Raw genomic sequence first — 12,657 nt, 5'->3', positions numbered from 1 at the left:
CCGCCCCGGCGCCCGGACGGCGGTGGCGTGCGGTGGACTCATCGCCATGCATTCCCCGCCGTCCTCCCCGTCCCCGGCGTTCGGCGCCCTCGGTCGGGCCCTGGCCGACCTGGTCCTGCCCGCCGAGTGCGCGGTGTGCGCGGCGCCGGGCCACCGGCTCTGCCCGGCCTGCGCGGAGGGACTGACCGCCGCCCTGTCCCGGCCCTTCCGGGCGGAACAGGACGCCCCGGCCCTGCCCGTGGGCCCCGGCGGCGCTCCCCTGCCGGTGATGGCGGCCGGCCGCTACGCAGACCCGCTGGCGGCCGCCGTGCTCGCGTTCAAGGACCATCACGCGCTGCACCTGCGCGGCGTGCTGGGCGAGGCCCTCTGCCGGACCGTCGCCGCGGCGCGCCTCGAGCCGGACCTGCCCGGGGCACCGCACGCCCTGCTCGTTCCGGTCCCGGGCGGCGCGGTCGGATTCCGACGGCGCGGCTACGACCCGCTCGCCGAGCTCACCCGGGCGCTGCCGGCGCCGTGGCTGGTCTCCGACGCCGTCCGCGCTCGGCTGCTGCCCCGCGCGAGCACACTCCGGGGCGGCGGCCCGTCCCATGCGGGCACCGGGGCGGGCCAGCGCCGCCGGCGGGCCCGGGACTGGCGCGTCCTCGCCGCACGGCTGCCGGCCGGCGCGCCCGTCCTGCTCGTGGACGACGTCCTCACCACCGGCGCCACCCTCGCCGCGCTCGCGGAGGCGGTGCGCCGCGCCGGCGGGCACCCCGTCGGGGCCGTCGTGCTCGCGGCGGTGGCCCCGCCGCGGGACCCCGCCGAGCCTGGCCCCCGGCCAGGCCCCCGGGTAGGGTGAACGGCACGGAATCGCCCCTACGGTTCCCGTCCTGCCGACGGCTGGAAGGAGGTCGCCCCCTCGGACCCGACGCCCCCCTGCGGACGCGACACCGAGGCGCACCTCCCCTCCCGAGGCCGGACCCGTGAGAGTCGGACCAGGAGGACGCCATGACCATGGATGTCAGCTACATCGCCCGCAACATCAGCCTCTCGGAGAGCTTCCGCGACCACGTCGTCGAGCGCACCGAGCGCCTCCAGCGGCTCGCCGAGGGCGCCGACACGCTCGAGGTCCGCGTGACGAAGGAATCCCACCACAAGCACTCAGACGAGGCGGTCCGCGTGGAACTGACGGTCCGCGGCCCGCGGGACGTCGTGCGGGCTGAGGCCGCCGCGGACGACGAGCTGGCAGCCTTCGACAAAGCCGCCGCCCGACTGACCGAGCGCCTGCGGCGCCTGCGCGACCGGCGCAAGGACCGTCGCCGCGGCAAGCTCGGCGCCTCCCGCGGCGCGGGCGAGGTCGGCTTCGTGCCACCGCTGCCGCCGTCGGGCGCCGCGCTGGCCGCGGAGGACGCCTCCGCGCAGGACGCCCCCGAGGCGGGCACCCCGGTGCGCATCCGGCAGAAGGCGTTCCCCGCGACCCCCATGAGCGTGGACGACGCCGTGGACGCGATGGAGCTGGTCGGCCACGACTTCTACCTCTTCCAGAACGCCGAGACCGGCGTGCCCTCCGTCGTCTACCGCCGCCGAGGCTGGAGCTACGGCGTGATCCGCCTGGACGAGTCCCTCCCTCAGGATCACGTCTCCGCCTCCGAGGGGGAGCAGGCATACCAGACGCGGGAGGACTGACCGCCCCGCCGACGTCGACCACGACCTGCTGACGCCGCGACGCCCCTCCCCTCCGGGACGGGCGCCGCGGCCCGTCCGGACTCGGCCCGTACACTGTCCCGGAGACCGCGCCACGGCCGCGCGCGAGGGGCATCCCGTCCCGCCCCGGCCACACCGCAAGGGAGCAGAGAACCAGTGCCTTCGATCATCGACCGCGTCCTGAAGATCTCGGACAACCGCGTCCTCAAGCGCATGCAGGCCACGGTGGACGCCGTGAACCTCCTCGAGGACGACTTCCGGGCGCTCAGCGACGCGGAGCTGCGTGCCGAGACGGACACGCTCCGGGCCCGGCATGCGGACGGCGAGTCGTTGGACCTGCTCCTGCCGGAGGCCTTCGCCGCGGTCCGCGAGGCCGCGGGACGCACGCTCGGCCAGCGGCACTACGACGTCCAGCTGCTCGGCGGCATCGCGCTGCACCAGGGCAACATCGCGGAGATGAAGACCGGCGAGGGCAAGACCCTCGTGGCCACCGCTCCGGCCTACCTCAACGCGCTGTCCGGCAGGGGCGTGCACGTGGTGACGGTCAACGACTTCCTCGCCTCCTACCAGGCCGACCTCATGGGCCGCGTGTTCCGCTTCCTCGGCATGCAGACGGGCGTCATCGTGGCGGGCCAGACCCCGGCCGTACGGCGCGAGCAGTACGCCGCGGACATCACCTACGGCACGAACAACGAGTTCGGCTTCGACTTCCTCCGCGACAACATGGCCTGGTCCCTCGACGAGCTCGTGCAGCGTGAGCACCACTACGCGATCGTCGACGAGGTGGACTCGATCCTCATCGACGAGGCCCGCACCCCGCTGATCATCTCCGGCCCCGCCCAGGGCGAGGCCAACCGGTGGTACGGCGAGTTCGCCCGGCTGGTGCGCCGCCTCGAGGCGAACACGGACTACGAGGTGGACCACAAGAAGCGCACCGTCGGCATCCTCGGCCCCGGCATCGAGAAGGTCGAGGACCACCTCGGCATCACGAACCTGTACGAGACGCAGAACACCACGCTCATCCAGTTCCTGAACAACGCGGTCAAGGCCAAGGAGCTGTTCAAGCGGGACAAGGACTACGTGGTCCTCGACGGCGAGGTGCAGATCGTCGACGAGCACACGGGCCGCGTGCTCAAGGGACGCCGCTACAACGAGGGGCTCCACCAGGCCATCGAGGCCAAGGAGGGCGTGGAGGTCAAGCCCGAGAACCAGACGCTGGCCACGGTGACCCTGCAGAACTACTTCCGCGGCTACGAGAAGCTCGCCGGCATGACGGGCACCGCCGAGACGGAGGCCGCCGAGTTCACGTCGACCTACGGCCTCGGCGTCGTCGTGATCCCGCCGAACCGGGAGCCACAGCGTGTGGACCGCAACGACGTGGTGTACAAGAACGAGAAGGTCAAGTTCGACGCCGTCGTCGACGACATCGCCGAGCGGCACGCGAAGGGCCAGCCGGTCCTGGTGGGCACCACCTCCGTGGAGAAGTCCGAGTACCTCTCCACGCTGCTGGCCAAGCGCGGCATCCGCCACGAGGTCCTGAACGCGAAGAACCACGCCCGCGAGGCCGCCATCGTGGCGCAGGCGGGCCGCCCGGGCGCCGTCACCGTGGCCACCAACATGGCCGGCCGCGGCACCGACATCATGCTCGGCGGCAACGCCGAGTTCACGGCGGTGGCCCGCATGCAGGAACTGGGCCTCGACGCCGCCGAGGACCCGGAGGCGTACGAGGCCCGCTGGCCCGAGGTGCTGGCGGAGGCCGAGGCCGCCGTGGAGGACGCGCACCGCGCGGTCATCGAGGCCGGCGGCCTGTACGTGGTGGGCACCGAGCGCCACGACTCGCGCCGCATCGACAACCAGCTGCGCGGTCGTTCCGGCCGTCAGGGCGACCCGGGCGAGTCCCGGTTCTACCTCTCCCTCACGGACGAGCTCATGCGCAACTTCAACCCGGGCGTGGCCCAGCGGATCATGAACAGCCCGTCGATCCCGGACGACATGGCGCTCGAGTTCGGCTTCGTCTCGAAGGCGATCCAGAACGCGCAGGCGCAGGTCGAGGGGCGCAACGCCGAGCAGCGCAAGAACGTGCTCAAGTACGACGACGTGATGAACCGCCAGCGCGAGGCCATCTACACGGACCGCCGTTCCATCCTCGAGGGGGAGGACCTGCAGGACCGGGTGCGCCGCTTCGTGGAGGACGCCGTCGGGAACATCGTGGACGCGGCCACCGAGGAGGGCCACGCCACCGACTGGGACCTCGACCAGCTGTGGCGGGACCTGGCAGAGCTCTACCCCGTGGGCATCTCGCAGGAGGACGTCCTCGACGAGGTCGGCGGCCGGGGCCGGCTCAAGGCCGAGGTCCTCAAGCGCGAACTCGTCTCCGATGCGCTCCTGGCGTACGAGGACCGGGAGGCGCAGGTGGGGTCCGAGGCGCTGCGGGAGGCGGAGCGTCGCGTGGTGCTCGCCACCATCGGGCGCCGCTGGCAGGAGCATCTCTACGAGATGGACTACCTCAAGGAGGGCATCGGGCTGCGCGCGATGGCCCAGCGCGAGCCCCTCGTGGAGTACCAGCGCGAGGGCTACACGATGTTCCAGAACATGCTCGCCGCCATCCGCGAGGACGCCGTGCGCACGCTGTTCCAGGCGCAGATCAGTGCGGCCCCCGCGCCGACGTCGCTGCCCGGCGTCCAGGACGCCCGCGCCGTGACGATGGCCCCGCAGATCTCCGTGGAGGGCATCGACGCCCCGCAGCAGCCGGCGCAGCTGCGTTTCACCGGTCCGTCCGAGGACGGGCAGAGCGCGGTCACCCGCAGCGGCACGGACTCCGGCGCCACGGTCGCGGCGGGCACGAACCGCCGCTCCCGCCGTCAGGCGGAGCGCCGCGGCCGCCGCGGCTGACCGGCATCCCGCCACGACGCAGGACGAGGGCCCGCAGACCTCCAGGTCTCCGGGCCCTCGATCGTCGGTCCGACGGGACGATCCGGCTCAGCCGATCTCGACCGACGTCACCTTCCACCGGCTGAGCCGCCGCTCGAGTCGGAGCGCGAAGGCCCGGGCCCGGCCCTCCCACAGCACCGTCGCGCTGGCCTCCACCCGGCCGGGCGCGACCTCGCACACGCGGGCACCCACCGGGCGGGGTGCGGACGCGGGCGTCCGGGGCGGGACGGCCGCGGAGGGCCGTCGACCGGGCCCGGTCGGCGCGACGGCGCCCAGCAGCTCCATGCGACGGGTCAACTTGTCCAGGACCTCGGGCGAGAGCCAGGCGGAGAGGTCCCGCAGGGCACGGCGGCCCGTCTCGACCTCGACGCAGGCGACGGCGATCACGGCGGCGAGCGAGCGGACGCGGCGCAGCTCCTCGCGCCCCTGTTCGGTGCGGGCCCGCCGGGCGATCTCCTCACCGCGGGGCAGGACTGCGGGGCTGTGGGCGGGCCCGTGGAGGAGGGTGTCGGCGGTGCGCCGGTCGGAAGCGGCGCGGGGGCGGGTGGCGAGGGTGGTCATGGCGGTCTCCTGAGGACGAGGCGAAGCGGGGGAGTGCAGGGTCGTGGATGTCATGGCCGTGGTCCGTCCACGCCGGCGTGCGGGGTGAACACGGGGGAGGTCAGCACGGTGCCGGGCAGCAGCAGGTGCGGGTCGTCGCCGATCACCCGTCGGTTGGCCTCGTACCAGCGGCGCCAGCGGGCGTCGATCTCTCGGGGGGTCGCGTCCGGGCCGAGCTCGGCGGCGGCGAGGTGCCACAGGCAGTCGCCGCGCCGGACGGTGACGGTCGGGTGGTCCGGATCCGCACGGCCGGTGCCGGCGCCCGGTGGGGCCGGCGCCGGGGGCCGGGGCGTCCACGCGGCGTCCGGCGCCGGGGCCTCGACGCCGGTGGCGTGCGCAGGCACCGCAGCCACGGTCCAGGAGGCGTCCGGCACGGGATGAGCCGCGTCCGCCCACGCGGCCGGTGCCGCGAGCAGCTGGGCACCGACGACGGCGCCTGCCACGCGTCCGAGCAGGGCGGGAGTGAGGCTCCGGCCCAGGCGGGCCCAGGCCGGCCGACCCGCGCGGCGCCCCAGCGCGACGAGCGCCAGCCCGATCAGGCCCACCGCCCACCATGCGAGCAGTCCGAGCCCGGCGAGACCGGCACCGAGGCCCAGCACGCGGGTCAGTTCCGCCCCGGGCGCGCTGGTGCCCGTCTGCAGCAGCGCCGCGGCACAGGCGAGCAGACCGGGACCGGCCAGAAGCAGGACGGTGAGGCCGACGGCGTCCGCCGCGTCGACCGGACGGGTCGGGGCCGGGCCGGCCGGTGATGTCGAGCGCTCCATGGATTCCCCTCCTGTGCGTCCGTCCGGCCGGGATCCCGCGATCAGGCCGGTGATGATGATCACAGTGAACTGCACGGGCCGATAGGTGTCAAGAGTGATGTTTGATGATGTTTGATGACGACCGATGTCCGGCGCTGAGCCTCCTATGCTGAGCGCATGCGGTGGAACGGACTCTTCGACGACCTGGAGGCGCACTGGGCCGACCTCGGCTGGCAGGAGACGGTGGCCGAGGCCGCGGAGCTGACCCGAGCGGAGTGGATGGCGCTGTCCCTGGCCGACCGCCTGCGCGGAGCTCGAGGGCGGCAGGTCCGGCTGCACCTGGCCTGGGGCGAGGTCGTGGACGGCGTGGTGCACACGGTGGGCCAGGGCTGGGTCGGCGTGCACGTCGACGGCTCGGGGTCGGCGATCGTCGCGGTGGACTGCGTGGCGGCCGTGGAGGCCGACCTGACCCGGGCCGCGGTCGCGCCCGAGCTCGCCGCGGCCGGCTGGGGGACGGTGCTGCGCGGCATCGCGCGGACGCGCCAGCCGGTGGCGGTGACGGGGCGCCTCGGCGCGGCACTGGCAGAGGGCACCGTGGACCGGGTCGGCGGCGACCACCTCGACATCGCCCGCCACCCGCGGGACGAGGCCCGGCGGGCCGCCGCCGTCCGCGGGCGGCTCGTCATCCCGTTCGGGGCGCTGGGGACGGTCCGGACCGCGCTGCGCCCCGCCTGAGCAGACCGTGTGGGCTCAGCGGGCCTGCGCGTCCGCCTCGGTCCACTCCCGGACGCGGGCGCGCGTCACTTCCTTCTGACGCTCCACGTAGTCCTCGAGCCAGGACACCTCGATGCGCCACTGACCGCGGCCCCCGACCTGGATGGCCTGCAGCTCACCCGAGCGGACCAGGGCACGGGCGGCCTGACCGGAGATGTTCAGGGTCTCCGCCACGTCGGTCAGGGTGAGAAAGCGCTGCACGGTGCTCCTTCGGTCGAGGCGTCCAGGACGGTCGCGGGCGGCCCACGACGTCGACCCATTCAACCCCGGGAACACCCGGAGGCGACACTTTTCCACAGCGTACGCGGCGGATCCGGCGATCCACGGCCCCTGTGGTTACTCTGGGCGCAGCGCGGAGGGGCCGACACCGACGGGGTGCCGGGGCCGCGGCGGCCCGAGAGGCCGGTCCGAAGGGGGGAACATCCGGTGTCCACGACCATGTCCGCGTCCGCCGAGGGCGGCCGTCTGCGCCGGCCCCGCTGGCGGGATCCCCGGCTCCTCGTCGGTCTCATGCTCGTCCTCGCCTCGATCGCCGGCGTCGTGGCGCTGGTCGCCTCCTCCCAGCGGACCGCCGCGTACTGGACGGCTGCGGAGGACCTGCCCCCGGGCACACCCATCGCGGCCGGGGACCTGCGGCCCGTGGAGGTGAACCTCAGCGAGGCCGGCGAGCGGTACCTCAGCGCCGATGCTCCGGCGCCCGAGGGGCGGATGGTCTCCGGGACGGTCCGGGCCGGCGAGCTGCTGCCGGCGGCGGCACTGGTGGACGCGGACCCGGACGGCCGTCGTCCCGTCGGGGTGGCCCTGGACGAGCCGCTGCCGTCCGGCGTGGGCGTGGGAGACCGCGTGGACGTCTGGGTGGCCATGCCCGCGGAGGGAGGCCGCGGCCATGCGGACCCGGCCCGGCTGGCCGAGGCGCTCGAGATCTCCGAGGTCACGGCGGAGCAGAACGGCTTCGGCGGCTCGGGCACCACCCGGGTACAGCTGCTGGCACCGGAGGAGACCCTGCCGCGCATCGTGGACGCGAAGGTCAAGGACGCGCGGGTCACCCTCGTGCCGGCCCACGGGGTGCGCTGACCGTGCGCATCGCCCTGGCCACCACCGTCCAGCCGGGCCTGGACCACATCGGCCCGCTCGAGCGGCACCAGACGGACATCACGGTCCTCCGCCGGGCCGAGGACCTCGCCGAGCTGCTCGCGATCGCCCGCTCCGGTCTCGTGGACGCGGTCCTCGTAGCCGGGGACACCGAGTCCCTCACCGCCGCCTTCCTGGAGGAGACGGCCCGGCTGCCCCGACCCGTGGGCGTGGCGGCGCTCAGCGAGGTTCGCACCGAGCGCCGTCGCCTCCGCAGCATGGGGGTGCCCTGCGTGCGCGCCGACGCCGACCCCGAGCAGATCGCGGCCGTCGTCGTGGAGTCCGCGAGCGCCGCCGCGGAGGGCCGCCGGCCGGAGACCTCGCACGGGGAGGACGCCGACCACGCCCGGGATCACGCCGAGGACCTCGACGACCTGCCGATCACCCTGGAGACGCTCGGCGCGGACGAGGTGCCCGGCCTCACGGACCCCTGGCGCGACGCCGACGAGCCCGACGACGCCGGGCCGGGCGCCGCCCCCGCCGCGGCCACCCCCGACGACGGCCCCGCCACCGCGGACGAGGGAGCCGACCCCGCACCCTCTCCGGAGGAGGGCGAACCGACCGCACCCGCGCGGGAGTCCCTGGTGACCGTGGTGTGGGGTCCCACCGGCGCCCCGGGACGCACCACCGTCGCCGTGAACCTCGCCGCCGAGCACGCCGTGGCCGGCCGGAACACGCTGCTGGTCGACCTGGACACGTACGGCCCCGCCGTCGGTGTGCACCTGGGGCTGACGGAGGAGTCGGCCGGCGTGGCGCGGGCCGTACGGCGGGCCGACCACGGCCGACTGGGCGCCGCCGACCTGGCGGCCGCGGGCGTCCGCGTCCGCGTCGCCGGCGCGGACCTGACGGTTCTGACGGGACTCACCCGCGTGGACCGGTGGCCCGAGCTGCGCCCCGCCGCCGTCACCGCGCTGATCGCGGCCGCCAGGGAACACTGGGACCGCGTGGTCGTCGACGTCGGGTTCGGTCTCGAACAGGACGAGGAGCTGTCCTTCGACGTGCCCGCCCCACAGCGCAACGGTGCGACCCTGGCGGCGCTCGCCGCGGCCGACGAGGTCATCGCGGTCGGCGGGCCGGACGCCGTCGCGCTGCCCCGCCTGGTCCGCGCGGTCGAGGAGCTGGCGGAGGCGGCCCCGGCGGCACGGCTGCGCGTCGTGGTCAACCGGCTCCGGCCCGCCGCCGCCGGCGTCGCCCCGCGCGGGCAGGTCGAGGCCGTCTGGAACCGCTACGCCTCGCCGGCCACGCCCCTGGAGGCGTTCCTGCCGTGGGACCCGGCCGCCGCGGACCCCGCGCTGCTCGCCGGCCAGGTGCTCGCCGAGGCCGCTCCGAACAGCCCGCTGCGTCGCGCCCTCGCCACGCTGGCCGGTGTCCCCGCCCGCCCCGCCCGCCGCAGACGGCACCGCGCACGGCCCTCGCAGACCATCGCCGCCGTGTCGTCCGACGCCGCCCGCGACGCCACGGACCCGGGCCGCCCGGCACGTCGCCGTACCCTGATCCCATGGTCAGTTCGCTCGCGCAGGACCCCCTGACGTCGCACCCGGACATCGGAGACGAGGACCGCGCCTGGCTGCAGCGGCTCGTGGGGGACTGGCAGCTCGTGGCAGACCTGGCGCTCGCGGACCTCGTGCTCTGGTGCCCCGTGCCCCGCCGCGACGAGGCCGGAGGGTTCGTCGCGCTCGCCCAGGTCCGGCCCTTCACCGCTCCCACCCTCTTCCACCGCGACATCGTGGGCTCGCGCGCCCGCGCGGACCTGCGGGCCGTCGTCGGGCAGACGTGGCATGGCGGGGAGCGGGCCGAGGGGGCCGGCCCCGTCGAGGCCCCGGGCGGCACGCTGCAGGTGCGTCTGTGGCCGGTGGTCCGCGCCGGGAGGGTCATCGCGGTCGTCTCCGCGCACGCGGACCCGAACGGCCGGCCGGCGCGCTCGGTGATCGAGGAGAACTACAGCCGGACGGCCAGCACCCTGCTGGACATGATGCAGCACGGCCGCTGGCCGGCGCCCGAGGAGCCCTCCGGCCTCTGGGCGGGCGGCACGCCGCGGGTGGGGGACGGCCTCGTCGTGCTCGGGCCGGACTCGGTCGCCGAGTTCACCAGTCCCAACGCGGTCTCCGCCCTGCGCCGGCTGGGCATCGCCTCGACCCTCGAGGGGCACCGGCTCACCGACGTCCTGGCCAGCACCGACGCCGCCCGCGTTCCCACCGACGAGGGGACGTGGGCCGTGCTCACCGGGCTGCGTGCCGGACGGCGGGAGGTGCAGTCCGGCGGGGTGTCGCTGACGGTGCGCTCCGTCCCCCTCCTCGGTCCGGACGGCTGGCAGGGGGCGCTGCTGCTGCTGCGCGACGTGACCGAGCTGCGCCGCCAGGAGCAGCGTCTGCTCACCAAGGACGCGACCATCCGCGAGATCCACCACCGCGTCAAGAACAACCTGCAGACCGTGGGATCGCTGCTGCGCATGCAGGCGCGGCGCACGTCCTCGCCCGAGGCGGAGCGTGCGCTGCGTCAGGCGATGCAGCGCGTGGACACGATCGCCCTCGTCCACCAGACGCTGAGCGAGGAGATCGAGGACCAGGTCCCCGTGGACGGTCTGCTGCAGCGGCAGTTCCGCCTGGCCGTCGAGGTGGCCGGGGACGGGCGGCCGCTGCAGGTCGCGGTCACGGGCGAGTTCGGTGAACTGCCCTCCCACGTGACCACGCCGCTGGCGCTGGTGCTCAATGAGCTGGCGGCCAACGCCGTCGAGCACGGCACGGCGCCGGGCGGTGGCTGCGTGGGCCTGCACGCCGACCGCGAGTCGACCCCCGCAGGAACGGTGCTGGTCGTGTCCGTGACGGACAGCGGCCCCGCCGCCCCCGACGGATGGGTGCCGGGGGAGTCCCCCCGCGCGGGCGAGGGATCGGGGCTCGGCCTGCGCATCGTGCACTCGCTCGTGGAGGGGGACCTGCGCGGCACCCTGCGCTGGGAGCGGTCCGACGACGGCGGCACGCGCGTCGTGCTGCGACTGCCCCTGACGTGAACCCGGCCGGGCATGACGACGGCCCCGTCGACGAGGTCGACGGGGCCGGTGGTCCGGGTGGGTCAGGAGGCGCGGCGGGCGCGCGCCGCGCGGCGCTTCATGGCGCGCCGCTCGTCCTCGCTCATGCCGCCCCAGACGCCCGAGTCCTGGCCGGACTCCATGGCCCACTTCAGGCACGTGTCCACGACCTCACACGAACGGCACACCGCCTTGGCCTCCTCGATCTGCAGGAGGGCGGGGCCGGTGTTGCCCACGGGGAAGAACAGCTCCGGGTCCTTGTCCAGGCACGCTGCTTTACTGCGCCAATCCATCGGTCCGCTCACTTTCTGTCGGAAGAGCCGGAGCCCGCGGGCGCCGGTGGTCACGGCCTCCGCCGGCGGCGGGCGCGGGGGCCTGCGCGGACGACGCGCGGCACGACCGATACGGAGGGCGACCCTGGTCATTGCAACGGGGACCGCTTTCGTACGAACGCGGCCCCCGGAAATCTTTCGCGTGCCATCCTCGCACGGCCCTCACGAGTGAACAAGAGGTGAATGAGGTGCATCACCGCACCTCCCAGTGAGTCCTTGGTCACACCCATGCCCGGGGCGGCGCGTCGCCGCGGACCTGGCCCGCGCACCGCCCGGCGTACGGTGGGGGACACGTCCGTCCCCGCAGCCGTCCCGCAGGAGAGGCCCCATGGCACAGTCCCGCCGCCCCGACCCCGTCGCCCCGTCCGAGTCGTCGGGCGCCGACGCGACGACGGTCCCGCCCCGCCCCGGCCGGGGCCTGCCGGTGGCCGTCCTCGTGGTCGCCGCGGCGCTCGTGCTCGAGGCGGGCGCGCTCCTCTGGCTCGCCGTGGACGCGGTGGTGCATGCGGCGGACGGGGTGCTCCCGGCCGGCGCCCGCGTGATGCTGGTCGTCATCTACGCGCTGCTCACCCTGTGGATCCTTGCGACCGCCGTCGCCCTGCTGCGCGGTCGGGCGTGGAGCCGCGGCGCCGCCGTCGCGATCCAGCTCTTCGGTGTGCTCCTGTCCTCGTGGCTCTTCAGCGTGGACGCCGCCGCTCTGGGTGGGCCGCTGCTCGCGGTCTCCGGCGTCGCGCTGCTCACCCTCTTCACGACGCCGGTCACCCGGCATCTCACCCCCGCCCCGGAGGCCTCGACGGACGCCTGAGCCCCGCCCCGACGACGACGGCGCGCCCCCGGCCAGGGGCGCGCCGTCGTCGTCATCGGGGCCGTGGTCAGTTCACCGGGCCGGTGAACTTCTCGCCGGGGCCCTTGCCCGGGGCGTCCGGGAACGGGGAGGCCTCACGGAACGCCAGCTGCAGCGAGCGCAGCCCGTCGCGCAGCGGTCCGGCGTGCTGGCTGCCGATCTCGGGGGCCGCGGCCGTGACCAGCCCGGCGAGGGCCGTGATGAGCTTGCGGGCCTCGTCGAGATCGATGAGCTCGCGGGCGTCGGGGGAGTCGGCCAGGCCGCACTTGACGGCGGCGGCGGTCATCAGGTGCACGGCGGTGGTCGTGATGACCTCGACGGCGGGGACCTCGTGGATGTCGCGGATCTCGGCGGGGGCGTCCATGGGGGTGGCGTCCTGGGCCTGACGTTCGTCTGTCATGGTGGTAAGCTTCCCATAGACCACTCGTGGTCCGCGCAAGACCTCGTCATCCGGCGACCCCGGGGCGGGCATGCACGGGCCAGGAGCAGCAAAGTGGAGGCCTCTCTCCCACCCGCGTCAGCAGGATGTCCGGTTCGCCCCGGGCCGAGTTGCCGGGTCGCCGGTCGGGACCGCCGCGTCGTGGCGCGCAGCCC

Annotated in this window: 13 protein-coding genes; 8 read left to right on the top strand and 5 right to left on the bottom strand. The window is 74.9% G+C overall.

Annotation, left to right across the window (positions count from 1 at the left end; all coding sequences use genetic code 11):
• Positions 1–46 precede the first annotated feature (46 nt).
• The 3 genes from AC0VX2_RS07630 (at position 47) to secA (ending at position 4,575) form a co-directional block, all read left to right on the top strand.
• On the top strand, positions 47–838 hold the full coding sequence (locus AC0VX2_RS07630) for a ComF family protein (protein WP_049147327.1): 792 nt from the start codon (positions 47–49) through the stop codon (positions 836–838).
• A gap of 149 nt (positions 839–987) precedes the next feature.
• The gene (hpf, locus tag AC0VX2_RS07625) at positions 988–1,665 is read left to right on the top strand and encodes a ribosome hibernation-promoting factor, HPF/YfiA family (protein ID WP_036316002.1); all 678 of its coding nucleotides are present in this window, start codon (positions 988–990) and stop codon (positions 1,663–1,665) included.
• Between the two features lie 174 nt (positions 1,666–1,839).
• On the top strand, positions 1,840–4,575 hold the full coding sequence (secA, locus tag AC0VX2_RS07620; protein ID WP_049147323.1) for a preprotein translocase subunit SecA: 2,736 nt from the start codon (positions 1,840–1,842) through the stop codon (positions 4,573–4,575).
• An 87-nt stretch (positions 4,576–4,662) separates the two neighbouring features.
• Here the strand turns inward: secA and AC0VX2_RS07615 are convergent, their stop codons facing one another.
• Together AC0VX2_RS07615 and AC0VX2_RS07610 are read right to left on the bottom strand one after the other, a co-directional pair.
• Positions 4,663–5,175 (bottom strand): Rv3235 family protein, encoded by a 513-nt coding sequence (locus AC0VX2_RS07615; RefSeq protein ID WP_049147321.1) that lies wholly within the window; start codon positions 5,173–5,175, stop codon positions 4,663–4,665.
• A 50-nt stretch (positions 5,176–5,225) separates the two neighbouring features.
• Positions 5,226–5,978, bottom strand: coding sequence for a LysM peptidoglycan-binding domain-containing protein (locus tag AC0VX2_RS07610; RefSeq protein WP_044659782.1), 753 nt, complete (start codon positions 5,976–5,978; stop codon positions 5,226–5,228).
• Positions 5,979–6,134: 156 nt separating this feature from the next.
• On the opposite strand from AC0VX2_RS07610, the gene AC0VX2_RS07605 reads away from it, so the two are divergent.
• A complete protein-coding gene (locus AC0VX2_RS07605; RefSeq protein WP_049147319.1) occupies positions 6,135–6,692 on the top strand; it encodes a hypothetical protein in 558 nt (185 codons plus the stop codon).
• A gap of 15 nt (positions 6,693–6,707) precedes the next feature.
• Here AC0VX2_RS07605 and AC0VX2_RS07600 read toward each other — a convergent pair whose 3' ends face one another.
• Positions 6,708–6,932: a helix-turn-helix domain-containing protein gene (locus AC0VX2_RS07600; RefSeq protein ID WP_049147317.1), complete on the bottom strand. Its 225-nt coding sequence runs from the start codon at positions 6,930–6,932 to the stop codon at positions 6,708–6,710.
• A 225-nt stretch (positions 6,933–7,157) separates the two neighbouring features.
• Here AC0VX2_RS07600 and AC0VX2_RS07595 point away from each other — a divergent pair, with 225 nt between their 5' ends.
• From AC0VX2_RS07595 to AC0VX2_RS07585, 3 genes are read left to right on the top strand one after another with little or no spacing between them, the layout of a single operon-like run.
• Positions 7,158–7,805, top strand: a complete 648-nt coding sequence (locus tag AC0VX2_RS07595) for an SAF domain-containing protein (RefSeq protein ID WP_113914377.1) — start codon at positions 7,158–7,160, stop codon at positions 7,803–7,805.
• A gap of 2 nt (positions 7,806–7,807) precedes the next feature.
• A complete protein-coding gene (locus tag AC0VX2_RS07590) occupies positions 7,808–9,391 on the top strand; it encodes a tyrosine-protein kinase family protein (protein WP_049145978.1) in 1,584 nt (527 codons plus the stop codon).
• Positions 9,361–10,869 carry a sensor histidine kinase gene (locus tag AC0VX2_RS07585; RefSeq protein ID WP_049145975.1) on the top strand — a complete coding sequence of 503 codons (1,509 nt, stop codon included), beginning with the start codon at positions 9,361–9,363 and terminating at the stop codon, positions 10,867–10,869. The genes AC0VX2_RS07590 and AC0VX2_RS07585 overlap by 31 nt, the downstream gene beginning before the upstream one ends.
• Before the next feature lie 62 nt (positions 10,870–10,931).
• Here AC0VX2_RS07585 and AC0VX2_RS07580 read toward each other — a convergent pair whose 3' ends face one another.
• Positions 10,932–11,180, bottom strand: a complete 249-nt coding sequence (locus AC0VX2_RS07580; protein WP_002854852.1) for a WhiB family transcriptional regulator — start codon at positions 11,178–11,180, stop codon at positions 10,932–10,934.
• 367 nt (positions 11,181–11,547) lie between these two features.
• Here AC0VX2_RS07580 and AC0VX2_RS07575 point away from each other — a divergent pair, with 367 nt between their 5' ends.
• Entirely contained in the window at positions 11,548–12,024 is a 477-nt protein-coding gene (locus AC0VX2_RS07575) for a hypothetical protein (RefSeq protein WP_041105247.1), read from the top strand.
• A gap of 67 nt (positions 12,025–12,091) precedes the next feature.
• Here the strand turns inward: AC0VX2_RS07575 and AC0VX2_RS07570 are convergent, their stop codons facing one another.
• Positions 12,092–12,463 (bottom strand): DUF1844 domain-containing protein, encoded by a 372-nt coding sequence (locus AC0VX2_RS07570; RefSeq protein ID WP_036313345.1) that lies wholly within the window; start codon positions 12,461–12,463, stop codon positions 12,092–12,094.
• Positions 12,464–12,657: the final 194 nt, after the last annotated feature.

This window comes from Micrococcus sp. iso_239, assembly GCF_056173395.1.
The sequence above is the reverse complement of the archived record's forward strand: the minus strand, read 5'-3'. Positions and strand labels throughout refer to the sequence as shown.